This window comes from Nocardia yunnanensis, from assembly GCF_003626895.1.
Lineage (GTDB): Bacteria > Actinomycetota > Actinomycetes > Mycobacteriales > Mycobacteriaceae > Nocardia > Nocardia yunnanensis.
Window position 1 is genome coordinate 3770858 of the sequence record NZ_CP032568.1, and the last position, 23812, is coordinate 3794669.

26 protein-coding genes are annotated in these 23812 nt (G+C 67.6%); 9 read left to right on the forward strand and 17 right to left on the reverse strand.

Features of this window, described 5'->3' with window-relative positions; genetic code table 11:
• Positions 1 to 15: 15 nt before the first annotated feature.
• Genes D7D52_RS17570 through D7D52_RS17580 form a run of 3 tightly spaced genes read right to left on the reverse strand, consistent with a single transcriptional unit; the run spans position 16 to position 2246 of the window.
• Positions 16 to 390, reverse strand: a complete 375-nt coding sequence (locus tag D7D52_RS17570; RefSeq protein ID WP_120737815.1) for a hypothetical protein — start codon at positions 388 to 390, stop codon at positions 16 to 18.
• Positions 391 to 445: 55 nt separating this feature from the next.
• Entirely contained in the window at positions 446 to 1117 is a 672-nt protein-coding gene (locus D7D52_RS17575) for a TetR/AcrR family transcriptional regulator (protein ID WP_425464638.1), read from the reverse strand.
• On the reverse strand, positions 1101 to 2246 hold the full coding sequence (locus D7D52_RS17580) for an acyl-CoA dehydrogenase family protein (RefSeq protein ID WP_120737819.1): 1146 nt from the start codon (positions 2244 to 2246) through the stop codon (positions 1101 to 1103). The genes D7D52_RS17575 and D7D52_RS17580 overlap by 17 nt, the downstream gene beginning before the upstream one ends.
• Positions 2247 to 2778: 532 nt before the next feature.
• Here D7D52_RS17580 and D7D52_RS17585 point away from each other — a divergent pair.
• Complete coding sequence (locus tag D7D52_RS17585; RefSeq protein ID WP_120737821.1) at positions 2779 to 3312, forward strand: phosphotransferase family protein; 534 nt, start codon at positions 2779 to 2781, stop codon at positions 3310 to 3312.
• Here the strand turns inward: D7D52_RS17585 and D7D52_RS17590 are convergent.
• A complete protein-coding gene (locus D7D52_RS17590) occupies positions 3277 to 4011 on the reverse strand; it encodes a TetR/AcrR family transcriptional regulator (RefSeq protein ID WP_246023915.1) in 735 nt (244 codons plus the stop codon). The genes D7D52_RS17585 and D7D52_RS17590 overlap by 36 nt on opposite strands.
• 126 nt (positions 4012 to 4137) lie before the next feature.
• Here D7D52_RS17590 and D7D52_RS17595 point away from each other — a divergent pair, with 126 nt between their 5' ends.
• The 3 genes from D7D52_RS17595 (at position 4138) to D7D52_RS17605 (ending at position 7242) form a co-directional block, all read left to right on the forward strand.
• Entirely contained in the window at positions 4138 to 4347 is a 210-nt protein-coding gene (locus tag D7D52_RS17595) for a hypothetical protein (RefSeq protein ID WP_120737825.1), read from the forward strand.
• The gene (locus D7D52_RS17600; protein WP_120737827.1) at positions 4344 to 5666 is read left to right on the forward strand and encodes a hypothetical protein; all 1323 of its coding nucleotides are present in this window, start codon (positions 4344 to 4346) and stop codon (positions 5664 to 5666) included. The genes D7D52_RS17595 and D7D52_RS17600 overlap by 4 nt, the downstream gene beginning before the upstream one ends.
• A 115-nt stretch (positions 5667 to 5781) precedes the next feature.
• Positions 5782 to 7242, forward strand: coding sequence for an SDR family NAD(P)-dependent oxidoreductase (locus D7D52_RS17605; protein WP_120737829.1), 1461 nt, complete (start codon positions 5782 to 5784; stop codon positions 7240 to 7242).
• Positions 7243 to 7400: 158 nt separating this feature from the next.
• Here the strand turns inward: D7D52_RS17605 and D7D52_RS17610 are convergent, their stop codons facing one another.
• Positions 7401 to 8687, reverse strand: a complete 1287-nt coding sequence (locus tag D7D52_RS17610) for an RNA polymerase sigma factor (RefSeq protein WP_120737831.1) — start codon at positions 8685 to 8687, stop codon at positions 7401 to 7403.
• Positions 8688 to 8699: 12 nt separating this feature from the next.
• Positions 8700 to 9116, reverse strand: coding sequence for a YciI family protein (locus tag D7D52_RS17615; protein WP_120737833.1), 417 nt, complete (start codon positions 9114 to 9116; stop codon positions 8700 to 8702).
• Between the two features lie 118 nt (positions 9117 to 9234).
• Between D7D52_RS17615 and D7D52_RS17620 the strand changes: the two genes are divergently transcribed.
• Complete coding sequence (locus tag D7D52_RS17620) at positions 9235 to 9615, forward strand: DUF2784 domain-containing protein (protein ID WP_120737835.1); 381 nt, start codon at positions 9235 to 9237, stop codon at positions 9613 to 9615.
• A 64-nt stretch (positions 9616 to 9679) separates the two neighbouring features.
• Here D7D52_RS17620 and D7D52_RS17625 read toward each other — a convergent pair whose 3' ends face one another.
• The 8 genes from D7D52_RS17625 to D7D52_RS17660 all read right to left on the reverse strand — a co-directional run bounded on the left by D7D52_RS17625 (position 9680) and on the right by D7D52_RS17660 (position 18483).
• Positions 9680 to 11125, reverse strand: coding sequence for an aspartate ammonia-lyase (locus tag D7D52_RS17625; RefSeq protein ID WP_120744197.1), 1446 nt, complete (start codon positions 11123 to 11125; stop codon positions 9680 to 9682).
• 50 nt (positions 11126 to 11175) lie between these two features.
• Positions 11176 to 12369, reverse strand: a complete 1194-nt coding sequence (gene rocD / locus D7D52_RS17630; RefSeq protein WP_120744198.1) for an ornithine--oxo-acid transaminase — start codon at positions 12367 to 12369, stop codon at positions 11176 to 11178.
• Between the two features lie 99 nt (positions 12370 to 12468).
• Positions 12469 to 13314, reverse strand: a complete 846-nt coding sequence (locus D7D52_RS17635; protein ID WP_120744199.1) for a MurR/RpiR family transcriptional regulator — start codon at positions 13312 to 13314, stop codon at positions 12469 to 12471.
• Between the two features lie 89 nt (positions 13315 to 13403).
• The gene (locus D7D52_RS17640; RefSeq protein ID WP_222932843.1) at positions 13404 to 14666 is read right to left on the reverse strand and encodes a cyanophycinase; all 1263 of its coding nucleotides are present in this window, start codon (positions 14664 to 14666) and stop codon (positions 13404 to 13406) included.
• A gap of 8 nt (positions 14667 to 14674) precedes the next feature.
• Complete coding sequence (locus D7D52_RS17645) at positions 14675 to 15829, reverse strand: M20 family metallopeptidase (RefSeq protein ID WP_120737839.1); 1155 nt, start codon at positions 15827 to 15829, stop codon at positions 14675 to 14677.
• A complete protein-coding gene (locus D7D52_RS17650; RefSeq protein ID WP_281279206.1) occupies positions 15829 to 16593 on the reverse strand; it encodes an amino acid ABC transporter ATP-binding protein in 765 nt (254 codons plus the stop codon). Before D7D52_RS17650 ends, D7D52_RS17645 begins: the two co-directional genes overlap by 1 nt.
• A complete protein-coding gene (locus D7D52_RS17655; protein ID WP_120737841.1) occupies positions 16590 to 17537 on the reverse strand; it encodes an amino acid ABC transporter permease in 948 nt (315 codons plus the stop codon). The genes D7D52_RS17650 and D7D52_RS17655 overlap by 4 nt, the downstream gene beginning before the upstream one ends.
• A gap of 1 nt (position 17538) precedes the next feature.
• Positions 17539 to 18483: an ABC transporter substrate-binding protein gene (locus tag D7D52_RS17660; protein ID WP_120737843.1), complete on the reverse strand. Its 945-nt coding sequence runs from the start codon at positions 18481 to 18483 to the stop codon at positions 17539 to 17541.
• Positions 18484 to 18630: 147 nt separating this feature from the next.
• Between D7D52_RS17660 and ddaH the strand changes: the two genes are divergently transcribed.
• The 3 genes from ddaH to D7D52_RS17675 all read left to right on the forward strand — a co-directional run bounded on the left by ddaH (position 18631) and on the right by D7D52_RS17675 (position 21043).
• Entirely contained in the window at positions 18631 to 19467 is an 837-nt protein-coding gene (gene ddaH, locus D7D52_RS17665; protein ID WP_222932844.1) for a dimethylargininase, read from the forward strand.
• A 68-nt stretch (positions 19468 to 19535) separates the two neighbouring features.
• Positions 19536 to 19976 carry a nitroreductase family deazaflavin-dependent oxidoreductase gene (locus D7D52_RS17670; RefSeq protein ID WP_120737845.1) on the forward strand — a complete coding sequence of 147 codons (441 nt, stop codon included), beginning with the start codon at positions 19536 to 19538 and terminating at the stop codon, positions 19974 to 19976.
• 266 nt (positions 19977 to 20242) lie between these two features.
• Positions 20243 to 21043, forward strand: coding sequence for an SAM-dependent methyltransferase (locus D7D52_RS17675; protein WP_246023916.1), 801 nt, complete (start codon positions 20243 to 20245; stop codon positions 21041 to 21043).
• A gap of 306 nt (positions 21044 to 21349) precedes the next feature.
• On the opposite strand, the gene D7D52_RS17685 is transcribed toward D7D52_RS17675, so the two are convergent.
• The 3 genes from D7D52_RS17685 to D7D52_RS17695 are packed head-to-tail and all read right to left on the reverse strand — an operon-like array spanning position 21350 to position 23119.
• Positions 21350 to 22099, reverse strand: coding sequence for a hypothetical protein (locus tag D7D52_RS17685; protein WP_120737849.1), 750 nt, complete (start codon positions 22097 to 22099; stop codon positions 21350 to 21352).
• Positions 22096 to 22923 (reverse strand): ABC transporter ATP-binding protein, encoded by an 828-nt coding sequence (locus tag D7D52_RS17690; protein WP_162958379.1) that lies wholly within the window; start codon positions 22921 to 22923, stop codon positions 22096 to 22098. The genes D7D52_RS17685 and D7D52_RS17690 overlap by 4 nt, the downstream gene beginning before the upstream one ends.
• Positions 22916 to 23119 (reverse strand): PLDc N-terminal domain-containing protein, encoded by a 204-nt coding sequence (locus D7D52_RS17695; RefSeq protein ID WP_222932845.1) that lies wholly within the window; start codon positions 23117 to 23119, stop codon positions 22916 to 22918. The genes D7D52_RS17690 and D7D52_RS17695 overlap by 8 nt, the downstream gene beginning before the upstream one ends.
• A gap of 90 nt (positions 23120 to 23209) precedes the next feature.
• On the opposite strand from D7D52_RS17695, the gene D7D52_RS17700 reads away from it, so the two are divergent.
• Complete coding sequence (locus tag D7D52_RS17700; RefSeq protein ID WP_120737853.1) at positions 23210 to 23758, forward strand: helix-turn-helix domain-containing protein; 549 nt, start codon at positions 23210 to 23212, stop codon at positions 23756 to 23758.
• Positions 23759 to 23812: the final 54 nt, after the last annotated feature.

A 23812-nucleotide genomic window follows, 5' to 3' on the forward strand; every position in this document is an offset into this window, starting at 1 on the left:
CGACACGCCACAAGATCACATCCAGTCGACCCGGATGCCCGCGGGGCCAAGGCCGAGCGGCGGCATCGTCCATCCACCTGCCCCACCCCAGGCAGCCGTCGAGGTCCGGGTACCCCGGCCAGGCATCCTGTCCAAGATCGGCGGCAATGCCCAGGACACCCCGAGCTGTGCTTCGACCATCATCTGATAGAAGCCCTGACCTTCGGCCTGCCCCAGCAGATTCGACGCCGGCACCCGCAACCCGACGCCATCCTGGTCGCCGACGCGGGCGGCGATGAAGGTGAGCCGCTCGGCGGCCAGGTGGGAGGCCAAGGGCAGCAGGTGCAGGGCGCCGAGGCCGGCGGCCAGTGGCCGCACCGTCCACGGTCCGGCGGCATGCATCGCCTGCACGCCCGCATGCCCTGCCGGATCCCGCAGCGCCGCAACCCATCCGCGCGCGCCGGGTTCAGCGGGTGTCGTCGACCTTGGGGAAGGTCTGGGTGACCAGGGTCAGCAAGGCGTCGGCCAGTAGATGGTGCACCTGGTCGCGGGTGAGGCTGCCGCGCACGATCCATTCGCGCCCGGCGGCCTTGACCAGTCCGCCGTAACAGCGCACCAGCGCCCGCAATTCGCCCGAATGCAGCGAATCCGACAGCCCCATCATCTGGACCATGCGGTCGGCCGCGGCGTAATCGGCTTCGTCGAGGATGCGCTGCACTTCCGGGTCGTCGCCCACGCCCTCGTGCCCGGTGACCTTGACCCAGGTGCTGCCGTGCTCGCCGATGGTGTCGAGCAGCCACGCCACCGACGCGTCGACGCGCTCGCGAGTGCTGCCGGCGGGCACCTGCATCTTCTCCGGCCGCGGCAGCGTCACCATGCGCCGCACCACCGCCAGATACAGATCGCGCTTGTTGCCGAAGTAGTGGTTGATCAGTCCGCGCGCCACCCCGGCGCGCTGAGCCAGTTCCGCGGTCGACACCGCCGCGTACGGGCGTTCGCCGAACATGTCGATCGCACACGACAGGATCTGCGCGCGGCGTTCGTCGGGTTCGAGCCGCCGCCGACGCGACGGAGCGTCCGCGGTGTCCTCGGACACGGCGGCGGGGGTGGTGGCGGTGGTATCAGAGTGAGCGGGCAATGAGATCCTTCATCACCTCGTTGGCTCCCGCGAGGATTCGCAGGACCCGAGCGCCGGTGTACAGCTGGGAAATCGGGTATTCGGTCATGTATCCGTAGCCGCCGAAGAACTGCAGGCAGCGATCCACCACATTACCGAGTTGATCGGTCAACCAGTATTTCGACATGGCCGCGGTCGGAATATCGAGCTCACCTCGCAGGTGTTTGGCGATGCAGTCGTCGAGGAACACCCGCGCCACCTTGGCGATGGTCGCGCACTCGGCGAGCTCGAAGCGCGTGTTCTGCATCGCGAACAACGGCTTGCCGAACGCTTCGCGGCCCTTGGTGTAGTCGATGGTCAGCTCCACGGCCTTCTCGGTCATGGCGACCGCCAGAATCGCGGTGACCAGCCGCTCCTGCGCGAGCATCTGCATCATCTGATAGAAGCCCTGACCTTCGGCCTGCCCCAGCAGATTCGACGCCGGCACCCGCAACCCGTCGAAGAACAGCTCCGCGGTGTCCTGGGCCTTGCCGCCGATCTTGGACAGGATGCGCCCGCGGGTGAATCCGGGTGTGTCCGCGGAGACCTCGGCGAAGATCAGCGACACGCCTGCGGCCCCCTGGGTGGGGTCGGTCTTACAGGCCAGGATGATGCCGTCGCACAGCCAGCCGTTGGAGATGAAGATCTTCGAGCCGGTGATGACGTATTCGTCGCCCTCGCGCACCGCGCGGGTCTTGATGTTCTGCAGATCCGAGCCGGTGCCCGGCTCTGTCATGCCGATCGAGAGCACCATCTCACCGCTGGCCGCCTTGGGCAGCACCCGGCGCTTGAGCTCCTCGGACCCGAACTCGTGAATGTAGGGCGCGATGATCGAGGAGTGCACCGACATCCCCATCGACCCGTCCCCGGCATGGGTCTGGGCCTCGATGATGGCCGCCTCGTGCGCGAAAGTGCCGCCGCCACCGCCGTATTCGGCCGGAATCGCCGCGCACAGCAGACCCAGCTCCCCGGCCCGGTTGTAGAGCCGGCGGTCGGGATGGCCCTGCTCGATGAACCTTTCGGTGTGCGGGATCACCTCCTTCTCGAAGAAGGTGCTCGCCAGTCCTCGTACCGCCTCGACCTCGTCGTCGCTCCATGCGGGGCGTGCCATCGTGTGCTTCCTTCGCGTCCGTGCGGGTGCGCCGCAGCGCCTCGCCCTCAGCGTGCACGGCTATTGGCGTAGTGTCAACAATGTCGGTGGTTAGGCTCGGGAGCGTGCTGGAACCGCCGACCGGACTGACCGACACCGACCTGGCCACCGCCCTGAAACGACACTGGGGCATCACGCCCGCCGAGCTGGCCTACCGGGCGGTGGGGTTCGGCACCCATCACTGGGACACGACCGACAGCGACGGCCACCGCTGGTTCGTCAACGTGGACGAATCCAGTTCGCCACGCTTCACCACCCTGCCCGCGGCCCTGAGCATCGCCCGCCGGCTGTGCGAGCACGGCTACGACTTCGTCGCGGCACCGGTTCGCGGACACGACGATTCCGTCGTCGCCGCGCTGGGATCGCGCTTCGCGGTCTCGCTGTACCCGTATCTCGAGGGTGAGAGCTTCGACTTCGGCGAGTACGACGACCCCGAGCATCGCGACGCGGTCTTGGGAATGCTGATGGCGCTGCATGGTTCACCCCGAGCGCTCTGGGCCGGGGCGCCGGTCGACGATTTCGGCATCGACTGCCGCGACGCACTCGATGCCGCCCTCGCCGCGCACGAGATCGTGAACACGGGCCCCTATGCGCGCCGGGCGGCCGAGGCGATCTCGGTGCATCGCGTGCAGATCCGAGACGCGCTCGCGCACTACGACTCTCTCGCGGCCCTCGCCCGCGCGCACTCGGACCGTGCCGTACTCACCCATGCGAACCGCATCCCGCCAACACGATGCGCACCGCTACCGGATATGTCCTCATCGATTGGGAATCAACCCAACTGGCCCCGCCCGAACGCGACCTGTGGGATCTGGCTCCCGGCGAACCCGCGGTCCTGGCCGCCTACACCGACCGGACCGGAACCCCGGTGCGCGCGGACATGCTCGAGCTCTACCGCCTGCGCTGGGATCTCACCGAAGTCGCCCTCTACACACACCGATTCCGCGAACCCCACGCCGACACCGCCAACGACCGCCAGAGCTGGGCGGGCCTACTGCACTCCCTGTCCGTCCTCGCCACCCGCTGAGCGCTGCACCTCGGCGAACGTGGTGAAGATCGGAGTATCCGCGTCCGCCTCGATGCCCTGACGGCGCAGGAACCCGTCGATCAGACCCCACACCAGCTCGGTGGCCTGATCCACGAACTCCGAAGTCTGCTCCGGCGACGGCGTATCCGAATCGGTCAGCCACAGATCGGTGATCGAGACGACCGCCCCGATCAACGCGCGCGAGAGATAGTCCAATCCCGTCGTGTCCAGCGGCACCGCCTCGGCCACCGAACGCGCCAGCTTCTCGAGCCGCCGCGCCGCATCGCGGCCCAGATCCAGTTGCAGCACACCGGCTCCGGACTGCTGCAACACCGGCGCCTGACCCAGATAGCGGAAAACGTTGGGGTGCTCCAGGATTCCCTGCGAATACTCGGTGAACACGCGGCGCAGCGCCTGCCGCGGCGGCTGCAGCATCAGCGTCATATCCGCCCCCGCCGCCGCGAACGCCTGCCGTGACATGCGCGCCGCGATCTCGGTGAACAGATCCCCCTTGTCGGCGAACTGCCGGTACAGCCGAGGCTTGGTGATCTGCGCCTCGCGCGCGATGTCGTCCATGCTCGGGCGCGGTCCCGCCCGATCGATCACCCGGATCGCGGCATCCACAATGTCCTCACGGGTCACCGTGCGCGCTTTTCCGGCACTGCCCATTCGCGCCGTTCCGGCATTGCTACGAGCCACCGCGACAGCATACACGTACCGCCGGTACGCCAGCTCGTGACCGTAATCCCACTTGATTTCGCACCCGCCGTACTGCCAGTATCGATTCCCGTACCGGCAGTACGCAGCACAACCGGAAAGACGCCGATGTCAGCACGCCAACTCAGCGACACCCTGCGAGCACCCCTGCCCGCCGCCTTCGACCAGCTCACCGACCCCGACCTGGCCGAACTCGACCGCCTCCTCACCCAGGCCCTCACCCGCCGCGGCGAAAACCTCGACGCCGCCATCCGCGACTCCCTCGACATCGTCGCGCGCCTCATGCGCCCGGCTATCAAGAAAGCACTTGGCTTATGAGCGAGCACCTCGCCGCCGTCGCCGAAACCACCAAACTCGCACGCGTCCTGGGCATCTCCGACCCCACCGAACTCGACTTCCTCGTCGACCTGCCACCCGCCGCCCTCCGCGAATACCGCGAACGCGTCACCGACCGGCTCTTCGACCGCGACACCAAACGCCTCGAGCGCATCGCCGCCGCCAGCAAGATCGTGCCCGTCGCCCTCAGCTCCACAATGGCCGAACGCGCCTTCGGACCCGTCCTGTGCGCCGCCGTCGCCAGCGCCGTCGACCCCCACCGCGCCGTCGACATCGCCAAGAACCTCACCCCGAAGTTCCTCGCCGAATGCGCCGTCCAACTCGACCCCCGCCGCACCGCCGACATCATCGCCGCCGTCCCACCCACAATGGTCACCGACGTTGCACGCGAACTACTTTCCCGCGGCGACCACATCACCATGGGCCGCTTCGTCCACGTCGTCCCCGAACCCGCCCTGCGCGCCGCCGCACCCGTCATGAGCGATCCGGACCTGCTGCGCATCGGCTTCCTACTCGAAGACAAGACCGCCATCGACCGCGTCCTGCACATCGTCGCCGACCGCGTCGCCGGCATCATCCGCGCCGCCCACGAACAAACCATGTGGGCCGAGGGCATCGACCTGCTCGACTCCATCGCACCCCACAACCGCGCCTGGATCGGCGACATCACCGCAGGCCTCGGCGGCGACGTCCTCGACGCCCTCATCACCGCCGTCGCCGAACTCGACGCCTGGGCCACCCTGCTACCCATCACCAGCGCCATGAGCGAACACAGCCTGCGCCTGTTCGCCGAACGCCCCACCGTCCACGACGAAACCGTCCTCGCCGCCATCATGGACGCCGCCCTCGACGGCGGCCAATGGGTCAACCTGCTGCCCTTGGCCTCCCATCTCCCCGCCGAACAACTCACCTTCATCGCCGCCCGCGTCGGCGACCAAGACGACGACCGCCTCGGCGACCTCCTCCGCGACGCCCACACCGCCGGACTCTGGGCCGCCATGATCCCCATCGCCCTCGCCCTCACCGACGAGCACCGCCGCCGCATGGCCGCACTACCCGTCATGACCGAACCCGACGTCCTCACCGCGATCATCACCGCCACCGCCGACCACGACCTCTGGTCACAAGTCCTGCCACTGATCGACCTCGTCCTCACCCCCGACACCCCGGATGTGGTGTGGCAAGCCCTCATTCAGGTCCGCGCGAAAATCCCCGCCCGCCTGCTCGCCGAACGTGCCCGCGAACTCGGCCGCGACAACGACGCGGGCGAGCTCGAACCCGTCGCCGCCATCGCGCACTAGCCCGCGCACCCACACCGCCGCCCGCAGCGGATTCACCCCTGAAACCCCTGCGAGCGGCGCAATGGAAGAATAGGTCGGTCAAACACCCCCGCACGAAGGACCGAACCCCGCACCGATGGCCGAGCAGACCACCACGGCAACACCCACCGACGCACCGGCCATCGACCCCGACGAGCTGGCCATCTGCCTGCGCGTCCTCGAACAAGCGGGACAACTCGACAAGCAGCACCCCGACTCCATCGCCGTCCAGCGCGCCGTCGGGCACATGTTCAAGAAGTTCAAGCAGACCAAACGCATCGCCGCCCGCGACGCCATCGCCGCGGCCGACAAGCAAGTCGTCGCCGCCACCGCTACCGGCTCACCCAACCGCATCGACGACGAAACCGCCGGAATACCGATCAGCTCCACCACCAATGGCGGCAGCGCCGGCACCCTGCTGCGACCGCGCCCCTGCTACATATGCAAACAGCGCTATACCCGAGTGGACGCCTTCTACCACCAGCTCTGCCCCGACTGCGCCGCCAAGAGCCACGCCAAACGCGATTCCGGCACCGACCTCACCGGCCGCCGCGCCCTACTCACCGGCGGCCGCGCCAAGATCGGCATGTACATCGCGCTGCGCCTGCTGCGCGACGGCGCCCACACCACCATCACCACCCGCTTCCCCAACGACGCCATCCGCCGCTTCACCGCCCAACCCGACAGCGCCGACTGGATCCACCGCCTGCGCATCATCGGCATCGACCTGCGCGACCCGGCCCAGGTCGTCGCCCTCGCCGATGACGTTGCCGCACAAGGCCCCCTCGACATCCTCATCAACAACGCCGCACAAACCGTGCGCCGCACCACCGGCGCCTACAGCGCCCTCGTCGAAGCCGAGAACGGCCCACTGCCCGCCGGGCAGCTGCCCGAGATGATCAGCTTCGGCAAAACCATGCAGGCACATCCCGCCTCACTCACCGCCTCCCTGACCCCCAGCCTGTCCGGCGCGGACATCACCGACCTCGCCCTGGTCGCGGGATCGGCCACCCCCGAACGCATTTCGCAGGGCGTCGCCATCGACGCCGGCGGCCTGGTACCGGACCTTGCGCACACCAACAGCTGGGTGCAGGCCGTCGGCGAGGTCGACGCCACCGAACTGCTCGAAGTGCAGCTGTGCAACTCGGTCGCCCCGTTCATCCTCATCTCCCGCCTGCGCCCCGCCATGGCCGCCGCCGCGGCACCGCGCAAGTACGTCGTGAACGTCTCCGCCATGGAAGGCGTGTTCGCGCGCGGCTACAAGGGCCCCGGCCACCCGCACACCAATATGGCCAAGGCCGCGCTGAACATGCTCACCCGCACCAGCGCCCGCGAGATGTACGAGACCGACAAGATCCTCATGACCGCCGTCGACACCGGCTGGATCACCGACGAACGCCCGCACTACACCAAGATCCGACTCGCCGAGGAAGGCTTCCACGCCCCCCTCGATCTGGTCGACGGCGCGGCCCGGGTGTACGACCCGATCGTGCGCGGCGAATCCGGAGAGGACCTGTTCGGCGTCTTCCTCAAGGACTACGAACCCTCCAACTGGTAGCCGTAACCCCGGCGGGGCCCCTCCCCTCGATGTTGCTTTTGAGGTGAGGGGTCCATGAGGTGACTTTGTCTGGATAAGGTGATTCATGTTTAGATGCGCATATTTCCGTAACGGTATGTTTGTCCTTAACCCAAGTAGCGGCCCCGCCCACAGTGCCTTCAGTCCTGTTCCAGAGCACGCCGCTTGCCCTCCAGGACGCTGCGCTCCCCTGCGTTGTGGCACAGTGCGATTGCCGTGTCGAATTCGTCGCGGGCCTCCCCTACCCTGCCCAGTCGGGTCAGTAGTTCGCCGCGGACAGTGGGCAATAGCGCGGAGTTCGGTAGTGCGGCAGCGCTTTTCAACTCGTCCACGATGGACAACCCCGCCGCCGGGCCCTGTGCCATGGAGACCGCCACGGCGCGGTTGAGCTCCACGACGGGTGAGGGTGCGAGTCGGCCGAGGGCTTCGTAGAGCAGCACGATGCGATCCCAGTCGGTGGCCTCGACCGAGGCCGCGACCGCATGGCATTCGGCGATGGCGGCCTGCAGGCCGTACGCCCCGAGCCCACGCCCGAGGCGGGCCGCCTGCTCGAGGGCGGCGCGGCCGCGGCCGATTGCCGCCCGGTCCCAACGCATTCGGTTCTGCTGCTCGAGCAGCACCGGCCGCCCGCTCGCGTCGAGGCGGGCCGGGAACCGCGCGGCAGTGAGTTCGAGCAGGGCCAGCAGCCCGTGCACCTCGGGCTCGCCCGGCATCAGTCGCGCCAGCACCCGGGCCAGCCGCAACGCCTCGGCTGCGAGGTCGAGGCGGATCAGCTCCGGTCCGGCGGAGGCCGACGAGCCTTCGGTGAAGATGACGTAGACGACGTTCAGCACGGCACTCAGGCGCCCGAGACGCTCGTCGGCCGGCGGGATCGCGAACGGAACCCGCGCCGCCGCAAGGGTTTTCTTGGCGCGGGTGATGCGCGCCTGCACGGTCGCCGTCGGCTCCAGGAAGACCCTGGCGATCTCGTCGCTGCTCAGGCCGCCGACCACGCGCAGGGTCAGCGCCACTCGCGCGGGTCGGGACAGGACCGGGTGACAGGCCACGAACATCAGCGCCAGCACGTCGTCGTCGATGCGGTCGGGGTCCCAGAGCGGTTCCGCGCCGGCGCTTTCCGCGGGCGGCGCACCGGTGGCGGCCGTGCCCTCCCCCAGTTCGTGGGCGAGGGCACGGTACCGGTCGTCGCGCACGGCCCGGCGGCGGAAGGCGTCGATGGCCCGCCGCCGCCCGACCGTCAGCAGCCATCCGGCCGGGTTGCGGGGCACGCCCTCGCGGGGCCACGCCACCAGCGCTTCGGCCAGCGCCTCCTGGGCGAGGTCCTCGGCGAGCGCGAAATCGCCCGTGTAGCGCGCCAATGCGCCGACGATGCGCGCCGATTCGATGCGCCACACCGCGGCCACCGCGTCCCGGCCGGTCGGATCCGTCATGGCGTCAGCGGCTCACAGCTGCCCGGTGGACTCGCGCCACGCGCGTTCCTTCTGGATCCACTCGTTGTCCTGCGGGAATTCGTCGATGGTGGTGACCCGGCGGATCTCGGTCTTGAAGCCGGGCCCGAACGACGGTGCGCGCCTGGCCCATTCGATCGCCTCCTCCCGCGAGGCGACCTGGAGGATGTAGAAACCGCCGAACAGCTCCTTGGTCTCCCCGTAGGGCCCATCGGTGACCAGCGGCGGCTCGGTGGAGAAGTCGACGACCACCCCCGGCTCCGGATCGAGCCCCTCGGCCGCGAGCAGCACACCCGCGCGGATCAGCTCGTCGTTGTAGCGTCCGACCGACTCGAGCACCTTCTCGAAATCGGCGCCGGCCATGGCCGCATTGCCTTCATCGCTGGAACGCCAGATGAGCATGTACTTCATGGTGGTCCTCCTTGTCGCGGGTCGCTGTCCGACCCTCTCACGACAAGGTCGAACGGCAGCCATCGAAGATCGACAAGCTCTCCGAAAAATTTTGAAATCCCCGCCTATCCTGGGGATCATGGACTACCGGCTGCTGGCCGACGCGACCGCGATCACGCATTTCGTGTTCGTGGCCTACGTCGTCGTGGGCGGCTTCATCGCCTGGCGCTGGCCCCGGACCATCTGGCTACACCTCGCCGCCGTCGCATGGGGTTTCAGCACCGTGCTGTTCAAGTTCGAATGCCCCCTGACGAACCTCGAGAACTGGGCGCGGCATCGAGCCGGACAGGCCGGCCTGCCGTCGAGCGGCTTCATCGATCACTACATCACCGGGGTCCTGTACCCCCGCAGCGCGCTCGAGGAGGTGCGGGTGCTGGTGGTGATCTGCGTGCTCGTGTCCTGGGCGGGTTTGGCGTGGTTGTCGCGCCGCCGCGGCGCGACAACCACGGCGACGCACTGACACTTGACGCAGACGTTGGAGATCCTGAACGCGATGCCCGCTCCTTGCGGGTGCGAGTCCGGGGTTAGGCCTCCTCCGCGCCGGGGCCGGCCGTGACCCGGCCGGTGAGCCGGGCGGGGGAAAGCAGTTCTGCCAGTTGCGTGCCGTCGAGGAGACCCTGTTCGAGGACGAGATCGGTGATCGGGCGGTCCTGTTCGAGGGCCTGGCGGGCGATCGCGGTGGCATTGGCGTACCCGATCGCTGGATTGAGAGCGGTGGCCAGGCCGATGGAGGTGGACATGTTGTGTGCCAATCGCTCGGTGTTGGCGGTGATGCCGCGGACGCAGTGATCAGCCAGGGTGGTGACGCCGGCGGTGAGGTGGTCGAGGCTGTCGAACAGGCCGCGGGCGATGATGGGTTCGAAGGCGTTGAGCTGTAATTGGCCTGCTTCGGCTGCCATGGTGACGGTCAGGTCGTGGCCGATGATCTCGAAGGCGATCTGGTTGACCACTTCCGGGATCACGGGATTGACCTTGCCGGGCATGATGCTGGATCCTGCCTGGCGAGCCGGCAGGGTGATCTCGCCGAAGCCGGCGCGTGGTCCCGAGGACAGCAGCCGCAGGTCGTTGCAGATCTTGGATAGTTTCACCGCCACCCGTTTGAGCACGCCGGACAGCTGCACGAACACACCGGTGTCCTGGGTGGCTTCGATGAGATCGGGTGCGCTGGTGAGGGTTTCGATGCCGCTCAGCGCACGCAGTGCGGTGAGTGCGTGCTCGCGGTAGCCGGGGTCGGCGTTGAGCGCGGTGCCGATGGCGGTGCCGCCCAGGTTGAGTTCGTGGAGCAGAAGCCGGGCTTCGTTCAGGCGCGTCTCGTCCTCACCGAGAGTGACCGCGTAGGCGGCGAAACCCTGCCCCAGCGTCATCGGCACGGCGTCCTGCAACTGGGTGCGGCCGATGGTGAGCAGGTCGGCGAATTCGGTCGCCTTGGCGCTGAACGCCGCTCGCAGCACGGCGATCTCGGCGACGAGTGCGGTGACCGCCCCGTCCAGAGCCAGTTTGACCGCGGTCGGGTAGACGTCGTTGGTGCTCTGGCCGAGGTTGACGTGGTCGAGAGGATGCACGGTGACGTACTCACCCCGGGGCCGCCCGAGGTCTTCCAGCGCCAGATTCGCGATCACCTCATTGGCGTTCATGTTCGTCGATGTGCCCGCGCCGCCCTGAATCGAGTCGACCACGAACTGATCGTGCAGCTCGCCGGCGCGCAGGCGCTCACACGCGGTGACGATCGCGTCGGCGATGCGCGGTTCCAGTAGACCGAGTTCTCGATTCGACTGGGCAGCAGCCTGTTTCACCACCGCAAGGGCGGCGATCAGGCGCGGATAGGCGGAAATGAGTGTGCCGCTGATGCGGAAGTTGCGCACCGCGCGCACGGTGTGCGCACCGTAGTAGGCGAGGGCGGGGACCTCGATCTCGCCGAGGAGATCGTGCTCGCGGCGCGGCGGATGCAGGAATGCCGGTGTGTGGGTCATGATCATCCTTGCTTCGGAGGAAGGCATGGTTCGGTTGGCCGGCCGGCGGCTCAATCCGTTTCGGCCAGAGCCGATTCCAGTTGCTCGACGGCGAAGCCGAGCTCCTCGCGCGTGATCACCAGCGGCGGTGCGAAGCGAATGATGGTGCCGTGTGTTTCCTTGGCCAGGACACCGCGGGCGAGGAGCCGCTCACTGATCCGGCGGGCGTCGCCGGGCAGTTGGATGCCGGCCCACAGTCCCCGGCCGGTGACGGCCTTGACGTCGGGGAGGCCCGCCAGCCGGCGGTGCAGGTGTGCGCCGAGTTCGCGTGCGCGCTCCTGGAATTCGCCGGTCGTGAGCATGGCGACAACCTCTCGCGCGACCGCGCAGGCCAGCGGGTTGCCGCCGAAGGTGGATCCGTGCTGACCGGGTCCGAACACCCCGAGGATGTCGGTGTCGGCAACGACTGCCGAGACCGGCACGATGCCCCCGCCGAGTGCCTTGCCCAGGACGTAGATATCGGGGACCACGTTTTCGTGGTCGGCGGCGAAGGTGGCGCCGGTGCGACCCAAGCCCGCTTGAATCTCGTCGTCGATCATGAGGATCCCTGCGGCGGTGCACAATTCGCGCACTGCGGTCAGGAAACCGGATGGTGGCACCACGACTCCCGCCTCGCCTTGGATCGGCTCGAGCAGGACGGCCACGGTGCGGTCGTCCACGGCCGCGCGGAGGGCCTCGATATCGCCGTAGGGCACGCTGCGAAAACCAGGGGTGAAGGGGCCGAAAGAGTTTCGCGCGATCGGATCGTCGGAGAACGACACGATGGTGGTGGTGCGGCCGTGGAAGTTACCGGCGAAGGTGAGGATGACGGCTTCGTCGACTGGGACGCCCTTGACCTCGTAGCCCCATTTGCGGGCGGTCTTGAGGGCGGTCTCGACGGCTTCGGCGCCGGTGTTCATCGGCAGCACCATGTCCTTGCCGCACAGCCGGGCGAGATCGCGCACGAACGGGCCGAATTGGTCGTGGTCGAAAGCCCTGGAGACCAGGGTGGCTCGGTCGAGCTGTGCGCGGGCCCGGGCGAGCAGGCGCGGATGGCGGTGGCCGAAGTTCACCGCCCCGTAGGCGGCCAGCATGTCCAGGTAGCGGTTGCCGGCCACATCGGTGACCCAGGCGCCCTCGGCTTCGGTGATGACGACCGGCAGCGGGTGATAGTTGTGTGCCGAATACGCCTCGGACAGGGCGCGGTAATCGGCGGTATCGCTCATGAGGTGGATGTCCTCCGTGAGAATGCGCGCCGACAACGCTCGGCGCACGACGGGATCGGGTGCCGCACGGCGGCAGCGAACAGACGGGTACAGCCAGATTCAGTACAGGTCACTCTGATTGGCGGCCGCCTCGCAGGCGAGCATGCGCTGATGAGCGCTCTCCCCCAAGGCGGTCAGCAGCGCCGCGACGACGGTTTCCACGACTGCCACCGTGGGAACCAGGCTGTCGTAGGGTGAGGGCGCGTCCAGCTGGCTGGGCAGCACGACGTTGGCCAGTGACGCCACCGGCGACAGCCAGGTGTCGGTGAAAAGGATTATCTTGCAGTTCTTTTGCCGCGCCATGCGGGCGAGTGCGAGATGCTGTGGCTCGTAGCGGCGATAGTCGAACACCACCAGCACGTCGCGTTTGCCGAGCCCCGCCAGGCTCGCGGCCCGTTCGACCGTGGCTTCGGGCAGCAGAAAGGCGTTGTCGCGCAATTGCACCAGGTGCATCAGGAGGTAGTGGGCGAACAGGCCGGTGAAGCGGCCGCCGGTGACGTGGACGCGCCGGCTCTCGCCCAGCAGTTCCACCGCGGCGCGTAGGTCGTCTGGCGGCAGGGCGGTCAGGGTGCGGTGCACGGCGTGGCCGAAGACCTCCGCGCTTTGCTGCAGCAGCGCCGCACCCTCGGAGCAGGGCTCGCTGTAGAGGGTCAGCGGGGAGGCGTCGCGCTGTTCGAGTTCGGTGCGCAATGCCTGCTGGAATTCGGGAAAACCGTTGAAGCCCAGGCGATTGACGAATCGAATGACGGTCGGAGCGCTGGTGGCGGCCCGCTCGGCCAGGCGGGCACTGGTTTCCAGCCCGGCGGTCGGGTAGGTCGCGAGCAGTACCCGCGCGACCTTGCGTTCGGACGGCGGAAATTCGCCGAGACGCTGCCGGATGGTGTCGGCCAGACTGGGATCGGTCACGGGCGTTCCTTCCTCCTCGATGCGCCGAGCGTATCGGCCCGCAATGCCCGCGGGTTCCATCGACGCCGCGCAGGCCGGTGAGTGCACCGTCATGAGGCGGAGATGTCGACGGTCAGGTCGGTGAACGAGACCGCGTGCCGGTTGTCGGTGGCGAGGATCTGGTATCCGTCTTTTTTCGTGAGGTCGACGGCGAAGGTCGGATTGTCCTCGTAGGTCCGGCCGTAGGTGGTGCTCGAACGGCCGCTTTCGCCGAGATCGAGCGCGACCCCGGTCAGCGTGTACCCCGGACCGTGGCTATCCGGGGAATCGAAGATGTCGTCGCTGGGAGATTCCGCCGACTGCGAGTAGGGGATAAAGGGGGACTTGCCGGCATCGGGCGTTACCGACCATGCACTCGGATCGTAACGATCGCCGCCGGTGAGGTAGCTCCACCGCACACCACTGATGGACCATTCTCCCTGTGCGCTACCGGTTTTCGCGCTTCGTAGGTCGAAGATCGAGACGCCGTGGGTGCCCAGCACTCGCATAGTCTGCGTCGACGCGCCCACGCCGGTGACCTCGAGCGCGGTGTCCTCGTCGATACCGAACGCACGTCGATGGCCGGTATCGGCGGCCAGCCGAATGAGCCGGCCCTCCCGACCGCGCACGGCGAAGTGGGTATCGAGCAGATCACTGTCGAAGAACCCGAATCCGCCGGCGGACAGATAGGTCAGTGCGCGCCCGGACGGCGCGCCGGTGCTGCTGCCGTCGCGGACGGCCTCGTAACTCTCGCCACCGGTGATCATGTCCCGGCCGTTCTGGATGGTGGTGCCGGCGCTGCTGCCCGCCACCATCGCCCCGGCACCCAGCTTGGCGCGAATGGCAGCCAGCGCGCGAGTGTCGGTGTGGGCGTCGCCGTGCAACAGCGTCGTGATGAGCCGCGACTGGTCGCCGCCGCCGAAGAAGAATCCGCTCATACCGTTGATTTGGTCCACCACCGTCTGACTGTCGGCGGCGTCCACGTGATCGAGGTCCACCGGAATCCATTGGGCGTCCGCCGCACCGTACTTCTTCAAGAGGGCGGAATAGTACGCACCGTTGGCGACGCTGTTGGACGCCTTGTCGGTGCCCGCGTCCGGATCTTGGCTCTCGGGGATCGAAGCAGCGGTGATCACCCCGATCTTGGCCGTCGAACCGCCTGCCTTCGCGATGATCTCCTGGTACACAGCGGTATCGGTGTCGGCCAGTGCGCCGCCGACGAGGATGAGCGTTCCGGGCCCGGCGGCATCGGCGGGCGCGGTAGGCCACAGGGTACCGACGGCCGCGGCCAGCGCACAGGCCAGCGCGCCACGGGCAAAAGTGTGGGATTGCACGAGAACTCCTAGTCGAAATGCTGAATCAGCCCGGCCAGCAGGCAGATTCGGGGGATGACGCTGTCGAGGTCGAGCCATTCGCCTTCCGAGTGGTCGCCGCCACCGATCGGGCCGAGGCCGTCGAGGGTCGGGGTGCCGGTGGCGGCGGCGAGATTGGCGTCGGCGACCCCGCCGGTAAGCACGGCCTCGACCTCGAAACCGAGGCCGCGAGCAACCTGCCGGGCCGCTTCGACCAGTTCGTCGGCTGCCTCCATGGGCTCGACCTGACCGTGCCGTCGCACGCTGGCCCGGGTGCCCGGCACCCATTCGAGGGCGCTCAGGCGGTCGATCTCCGCCAGCGCCGCCGCGAGCCCGGACGAGGTGGTCGCACGCACTTCCCCCTCGAGCACCGCGTCGGGGCACACGATATTCGGGCGGGTACCGGCGGTGATCGCACCGACATTGACGGTGGTGCCGGGCCATTTTCCGTTGAGCGCTTGCAGTTCCATCACCAGGTGCGCGGCCGCGAGCGCGGCGTTCGCGCCACGCTCGGGTTCGATGCCCGCGTGCGCGGCACGGCCCGTCACGGTGATGTGCACGTCGGCTATTCCCTTGCGCCCCTGGATCAATGCACCGTTTTCCCGCGCACACTCCAGGCACAGCACGATATCGGCTGCGGCGGCGAGACTTTCGATGTGAGGGCGGCTCGCGGGCGACCCGATCTCCTCGTCGGGACTGCACACCATCACGATCTCGGCAAACGGTTCGACGCCGTCCTCGATGAGGACACGCAGCGCGGTAAAACCGGCGAGCAGGCCGGCCTTGTCATCGGTGACGCCAGGGCCGAAGGCGATCGGGCCGTCCACCCGGAATGGCCGGGCAGCGGCCGTGCCGTCCTCGTAGACGGTGTCCATGTGCGCGAGCAGGAGAAAACGCTTGCCCCCGGGCAGATGTCCGGCGCGGCGGCCGATCACCAGGTCGCCGAGAGGACGACCGTCGGGATGGCGCATCGGACGTCGTTCGACCGAGCAGCCCAATGCGGTCAGCCGTTCGGCACAGAAGTCTCCGATCTTGTCGACGCCCTGGGCGTTCCACGTCCCGCAGTCGACGCCGACCAGATGTCGCAGATCCTGGAGGAAATCCGGGAAGGCGGCCGTCACCCGCTCACGCAGTTCCGAGCTCATCACAGCACCTTCGACAGAAAGGCGGCGGTGCGCTCGTGCCGTGGGCGAACCAACACCTCGCGAGGATCGCCGCTTTCCACGACCACTCCCCCGTCCATGAACACCGCGATGTCGCCGACTTCGCGAGCGAAACCGATCTCGTGGGTGACGACGATCATTGTCATTCCCTCTGCCGCAAGGTCTTTCATGACCGCGAGGACCTCGCCGACCAGTTCCGGATCCAGTGCCGAGGTCGGCTCGTCGAACAGCATCAGCTTCGGGCGCATCGCCAGCGCGCGGGCGATGGCCACGCGCTGCTGCTGGCCGCCGGACAGCTGAGCTGGATAGCGCGACTCCATGTCCCGCAAGCCCACTCGTGCGAGCAGTTCACGCGCATGGGTGACCGCCGCGGTCCGCGCGACCCGGTTGACCTTCACCGGCGCCTCGAGAATGTTGTCGAGCACCGTCATATGCGGAAACAGATTGAAGCGCTGGAAGACCATGCCGATATCGCGACGCTGACGCGCGATTCGCCGGGGACGCAACTCGTGCAAGCGATCTCCGCGTTGCTCGTACCCGACCAACGCTCCATCCACCGACAGGCGTCCGGCGTCGATCTTCTCGAGATGGTTGATGCAGCGCAGTAGCGTGGATTTGCCCGACCCGGACGGCCCCAGCAGGCACATCACCTGACCGGGCTCGACCCGCAGATCGATGCCCTCGAGCACGCGGGTGCGCCCGAAGCTCTTGTGCACGTTCTCGGCCAGCACCATCGGTGTGCTCATCGAGCAGCCCTTCCTCGAAAACCGACCAGTCGGCGCAGGGAACCGGATCCGCCCTCACCGACCCGGTGCCCCTTGCCGAACCGCCGCTCCAGCCACGCCTGCGGCACCGCCAGCACCGAGGTCAGCGCCAGATACCAGATGCTGGCGACGATCAACAGCGGAATGACCTGGTAGTTCTGGGAATACACGTCCTGCAGGTTGGTCAGCAGGTCGTGTCCCGCGATGACCGAGACCAGCGCGGTGGACTTGAGCATGGTGATGGTCTCGTTGCCCATCGGCGGCACGATCACCCGCATGGCCTGCGGTAACACGACCCGGCGCATGATGTGCGGGCCCGACATGCCCAGCGACTGCGCGGCTTCGGTCTGGCCGGCGTCCACGGATTGGATTCCGGCGCGGACGATCTCGGAGGCATACGCGATCTCGTTGAGCCCCAGCGCCAGCAGCGCGGCCACCGACGCCCCGATCACCGAACTGGTGCGGGCCTCGAAAAAGGTGATGCCGGTGAACGGAATCCCCAGCGCCAGTCGCGGATAGATCGCACCGAGATTGCCCCAGAGGATCAGCTGCACCAGCAGCGGTGTGCCGCGAAAGAACCAGACGAAGACCGCGGCGGCCCCGGACAGCACCCGGTTGGCCGACAGTCGCATCACCGCGACCAGGGTGCCGCCCACCACGCCGATCACCATGGCGGCCAGGGTGAGCCACAGCGTGACCCACAAGCCTCGAAAAACCAGATCGCGAGCGAGATAGTCACCGACCACGCCCCAGTGGATGTTCGGGTTCTTGCCCAGCGACCAGAGGATTCCGCCGGCCGCGACCACGGTGATCACCGCGGCGATCCATTGCCCGTAGTCACGGACCGGAACCGCGTCCAGGCGCGGGCGCTGGGTCTGCGGCACGGTGCGCTCGGCGAGTGCGGGAGTCGTATCGGCTGCGCTCATCTCAGTTCACCGCGGCATTGATCGTGGCCTTCATGATCGCGATGCCGCGCTGGCCGTAGTGGTCGAGGATCTTGTGGTAGCTGCCGTCGTCCATGAGCGCCTGCAGTGCCCGCTGGATCGAATCGGCCAGTCCCTTCTGGTTTTTGGCGACGCCGATACCGTTCGGAGTGGCATCGACGCCATTCGGGTACGCCGGGTCGGCGACGACCTCGAACTCGGCGCCGTTCTCGGCGGTCGCCGCCAGATATCCGGCGGCGGGCTGGTCCATGAAATCGGCGACCGCTTTGCCGCTCTTGATCGCCAGCTGCGCATCGGCGTCCTTGGGGAACACCAGCAGTTGCGGTTCGGGCTTGCCCGCCTGCTTGCAGGGGCTCTGGTCTTGCAGCAGTTTCGCCTGTTTGGTTCCGCTCTGCACCGCGACAGCCCGGCCACACAGGTCGGTCAGGGTCGCGATGTGTTCGGGATTGCCCTTGGCGACCAAGATTCCCGAGCCGGACGCCGAGTAGTCGACGAAATCGAGCACCTGCTGCCGGTCCTTGGTATCGGTCATCGCACTCATCACGACGTCGAACTTCCCCGCCTGCACCGACGGCACGATGGAGTCGAATTTCGTTGCGGTGAAGTCGAAACGGACGCCCAGCTTGGTCGCAAGCGCCTGCCCCAGGTCGTAGTCCAGGCCGGTGATCCGCTGGCTGTCGGCACCGTCGAACATCTCGAAAGGCGGGTAGGGCACATCGGTGGCGACGCGGACGGCGCCGGCGCTCTTGATCGAGGCGGGCAGCCCGTCGTGCAGCGCGTGGTCGCGGGTGACTGTTGCCCCGGCGATCGTGGTCGACTCCGGTTGGGCCGCGGCGCCATCGCTACCCGTTCCACACGCGGTGAGGGCCAATGCGACGGAGAGCGCTCCGGCCCAGGCCATCGGCCGCGATGAGATGGCTCTGCTCATCAGGTTTCCTTCTCTGTTGCCGCCCGGGGCGAGACGCGCCGCCGAGGTGAACGAGACATTACATTTCATTACCCTTGTGCGCTAGATGTAATTTTCATAACATGCTTTCGGGCGCTCGCCCGCTTCCCCACTCCCCCAAGGAATCCCATGACCCTCGCCGTCGGCCCCCGCCCCGCCATGCGCACCGCGACCAAGCGTCACTACCTGATGTGCCGGCCCGAGTACTTCGCCGTCACCTATGCGATCAATCCGTGGATGGACCCAGCCACCGGAGCCGATCGGGCAGTGGCCATCCGGCAATGGGACGCCCTGCACGCGGCCTACCTGGAGCTCGGACACCAGGTGAGCCTCATCGACCCGATCGACGGGCTGCCGGATATGGTCTTCGCCGCCAACGGCGCACTGGTCGTGGACGGCCGTGTGTACGGCGCGCGATTCGCCCACGCCGAGCGCGGCGACGAAGGGCCGGCATACCTGAAGTGGTTGTGCGCCAACGGCTTCACCGACACCCTGGAACCCGCACACGTCAACGAGGGCGAAGGGGATTTCCTCACCCTCGACGAGGTGATCCTGGCCGGCACCGGCTTCCGCACGGACACCGCGGCCCACCTCGAGGCCCAGGAGTTCCTCGGCCGCCCGGTGGTCACGCTGCAGTTGGTCGACCCGCGCTTCTATCACATCGACACCGCGCTGTTCCCGCTCGGCGGCGACAATGTCTGCTATTACCCCGGCGCGTTCTCCGCAGGCAGCCAGGCCGTGCTGCGGCATCTGTTCCCCGACGCCGTCATCGCGGGCGCCGCCGACGCGGACGTGCTCGGCCTCAACGCCGTCTGCGACGGAGCCAACGTGGTCATCAATGCCGAAGCGACCGGACTGATCGACGAGCTCTCGACACGGGGGTACCACCCCATCCCGCTGGACCTGTCCGAACTGCGCAAGGCAGGCGGGGGACCCAAGTGCTGCACGCTGGAATTGCGGCGCTGACAACGACCTTCACCGGTGACGCGCGGAAGCTACTGCCCTAACTGTCCCAGACGGAATATCCTCGAGGGATGGAAAGCTTGATGACAAAGGCGGCCAGAGCCGCGAGCAATGCCCATCGGATCGTGTTCGACAGCACCAAAGGCCGAGTGCTGGGTGGGATCCCGGGCACCAAGGTGGTCCGACTGACCACCATCGGGCGCAAGAGCGGACAGCCGCGCGTCACCATGCTGAGCACCCCGATTCCCGTAGGCGACCGCGTGATCCTGATCGCCTCGTTCGGCGGAGAACCCCGACATCCGCAGTGGTACCGCAACCTCTGCGCCGAACCCCGCGTCACGGTCAACATCTCCGGCATAGACCGCGAAATGATCGCCCGCACAGCGGATCCGAGCGAGCGCGCCCAACTCTGGCCGCGCATCGTCTGCCGCTCCCCCAACTACGGGTTTTACCAACTCCGGACCTCCCGCGAAATCCCCGTAGTCATCCTGGAGAACGCAACGGCTATCTGATCACAGCGCAATCGCCGGGCCAATCGAGTCCCCCCGGCAGCCTTCTAAGACGCCGGGTACCGGGCGATTCATGGCCGCGCGCCTTGACCGGCTCAAAGGAGCCGCTGATCCCGAAGAGCATGGCACACCATGGCATTGGTGGTTCCCTTGTGGTGATCTGGTCCGAGATCGTCCCGAATGCGAGAGACTCGCAGTACCTGTTTCCGTAACCGCACACACAAGGGGAGTTTGGGATGCCAGAGCCTGACCCGGGTTACCCGAGCGCAGTGCCCGTAGGAGTCGACACCACCCGCGCCAGCATCGCCCGCGTCTACGATGCCGCCCTCAACGGCAAGGACAACTTCGAGATCGATCGCCAGGTACTCGACCAGGTCCGCACGGTGGCCCCGGGCGTCGCCGAATTGGCTTGGGCCAACCGCGATTTCCTCATCCGCGTCTGCCGGTTCCTGGCCAAGGAGGCCGGCATCGACCAGTACCTGGACCTGGGTTCGGGCCTGCCGACCGCCGAGAACACCAATCAGGTTGTCCAGCGCGTCAACCAGCACTCGACCGTCGTCTACGTCGACAACGACCCGATGGTGTTGGCGCACGCCCGCGCCCTGCTGGCGGGAAACTCCACCACCAGCATCGTCGACGCCGACATCTTCCGGCCCTTCGATGTACTCGAGAACGCGACCGTCCGCGACCAACTCGACTTCACCCGCCCGCTGGCGCTGATCCACATCGGTACGCTCCACCACTATCCCTCGGACGATGCCGACGCCGTCATGCGCACTTACATCGACGCATTGCCTCAGGGGTCGTACGTGGCGATCGCCCATTTCTATGATCCCGAGGTCGACGAGTACAGCGCATTGGCCCGAAAGATGGAAGAGAAGTTCGTTCACAGCCCTATGGGCTCGGGACGTTTCCGCACCCGGTCCCAGATCCAGGCCCTGTTCGGCGACCTGGAAATGGTCGAACCCGGCCTGGTCCTCTGCGACGACTGGTGGCCCGACGGCCCCCGCCTCGCACCATTGAGCACCGTACGTCACTGCATCGCCGGTGGCGTCGGCGTAAAGCGGTGAAGCGCTTGGGCGATGTCGTTGGCACCGACGTTGGACAAGCCCTGAGACGACTGCCAGGAAGCGGAGTGCCTGGCGTGGGTCCACCATAGTCCGACGATCGGCTGGTCGCGGTGCACGAGGACGGGAACCCGGTCCGGTCCGACTGGTATTCCGCCGAGTTCCAGCGAATCCGCAAGCGCGTCGGACTGCGCCGAATCCCGTGGAAGGGACTACGGAACACGTCGGTGTCGCTGATGCTGGCCTCGGGTGTTCCTCTCTTTGGGTCGGGCGGCGGACGCAGACCACGGGTGTCGCGGGGACGGGCGGCTAGGCGGATGACTTGATCGTGCGGATCGGAGTGGTGAGGACGAGGGCGAGGGACGTGGCGGTCGATATTGCTAGTGGCAGTAGTGATTTGGCGGCGTGGGCGACCGGGAAGGCGGGGGTGACGGTCGGTTGGAGGGCGGTGGTGGGGAGGTAGGGGGCGATCGTGGGGACGGTGGACAGGAGGAGGCAGCACACGTAGATGGCGGCGGTTATCGCGGCGGCGATGGCCGCGGAGCTGAGGCGGGCTGCGAGGGCGGCGGCGAACAGGGCGACCAGCACTACTGCGATGGCTTGCAGCGCAAGCGGTCCCACTGCCGCGGGCAGGGGGTAGGAACCGAACAGCGCCCAGCATTCGTACAGTGCCACCGCGGCGCCGAGCGCTGCGGCTATCGCGATCACTGTGGCCGCCATCAGGATTCGGGGCAGGTACACGCGTACGGGGGAGGTTTCGCGGCTGAGGTAGTAGATGCCGACGGGGTCGGTGGCGCGTACCGCGCTCGCTTGGGCGGCCAGGATCATGGCGACGGCGGCGATCAGGAATCCGGTGTTCTTCACGTATTGCTGCAATCCGTCTCGCCAGTCGGGTATCCGCAACAGTTGGATCTCGTCGGAGTGACCGATCAGGTCGGGCAGGTATTTCGCTCCGAGCAGGGAGACGAAACCGAACAGCGCGAAGGCCGCCACCAGCGCGATCGCCCGGCGGGTGCGTAGCCACCGGTACCACTCGACCCGTAAGACCGTGCGGTTCATGGCCGCTCCCCTATCGCCGTGAAGAACGCGTCGGTGAGGGTGGGACGCGTGAGGCGGATGTCCTCGAGCTCACCGCTGTGCGCGGCGGCGTCGGACAGCGCCGCACCCCAGCCGGCGGGTTCGGCCTCGATGACCCGGCCGCCGGTCAGGGCGATGCGCAGGGCAGGGGCGGCGGTGTGCCCGGCCAGGAAGTCGGCTGTGGCGCCGGCGAATGCGCGCTGTCCGCGATGCAGCACCAGTAGCCGGTCGGCGAGGTCCTCGACATCGGCGAGCAGATGACTCGAGAACACCACCGTCATTCGCGTGCCGAGCCGCCGGATCAGGGCGAGCACGGCGGCACGGCCCTCGGGATCGAGGGCACTGGTGGGTTCGTCGAGGATCAGCAGCCGAGGCCCGCGCACCAGGGCGGCGGCGATTCCCAAGCGCTGCAGCATGCCTCGCGAGAACCCGCCGGTGCGGCGATGCCCGTGCCGTTCCAGGTCCACGGCCGTCAGCGCGGCGTCGGCGCTCCAGGCGTCGCCGTGGCGGACGGGTCCGAGGGCACGGGATTGGGCGAGGACTTCCCGCGCGGTCAGCCAGGGCTCGAAACCCGGTGTGTCCGGGCAGTATCCGAGCCCGCCCAGTCCGATCGGCACGCGAATCTCCCCCGCTCCCACCGGCTGCAGGCCCAGCACGCTGCGAATCAGGGTGGTCTTGCCCGCGCCGTTGAGCCCGATGAGCCCGACGACGCCGGGGCCGTCGACGCGCCAGTCGATGTGGTCGAGCGCCACGAAATCGCCGAAGCGCACCGAGACCCCGGTGACCTCGAGCAGCGGATCAGCCACGAACCGACGCCGTATCGCGGCCCACGATCAGGTAGATGATCCCGCCCAGCGGAATGCTGATCAGGCAGATGATCGCCCACACCCATTTCGGCAGGTACTTGACCCGGCTGCGGGACAGGTCGTACCAGCAGAAGCCCACGAACGCGACCGCTACCACCACCAAGGGCACCAGCGCGGCGACCGGAATGTTCGACACTTCGGGTTCCTCTCCCTGTACGGCCGAGTCATTGCTATCACTATTGTGAACATTACCAAGCCTGATAGTAAAGGTGTTACCGTCGGATTCGTGGATTCCGTCGAACTGCTGCTGCATCCGGTCCGGCTGCGGATCGTGCAGGCCTTCCTGGGCGATCGGACTTTGACCACCGCCGAACTCAGCGCCGAACTCGGCGATGTGCCGCCGGGCAGCCTCTACCGCCACGTCGCCCGCCTGGTCGCCGCGGACGTGCTGGAGGTGGTCGCCGAGCGCCGGATACGCGGCACCGTGGAGCGCACCTATCGGTTGCGCCTCAGCGCCGTTCACGTGGACCCCGCCGCACTCGCGCAGGCGAGCGTGCCGGATCAGCACCGCGCCTTCATGGCCTTCGTCGCCGGACTGGTGGCCGATTTCGACCGGTATCTCACGCGCGAGGAGGTCGACTACGCGCGCGACGGCGTGGGGTACCGGATGGCGGGCCTGTGGCTCGACGACGCCGAATTCGCGGAATTCGCCGCCGATCTGGGCCGCGTGATCGCCGCCCGCCTGGCCAACACCCCGCGGCCGGGCCGCACCCGCCGCATTCTGCGCACCGTGGTTCTGCCCGACGACGCCGCCGACAACCGCCCCCACGGGTGAAACCTGTTCCAGCCGGGCATAATCCGTAGCGGTCGACGCAATCGAAGGAGTTCT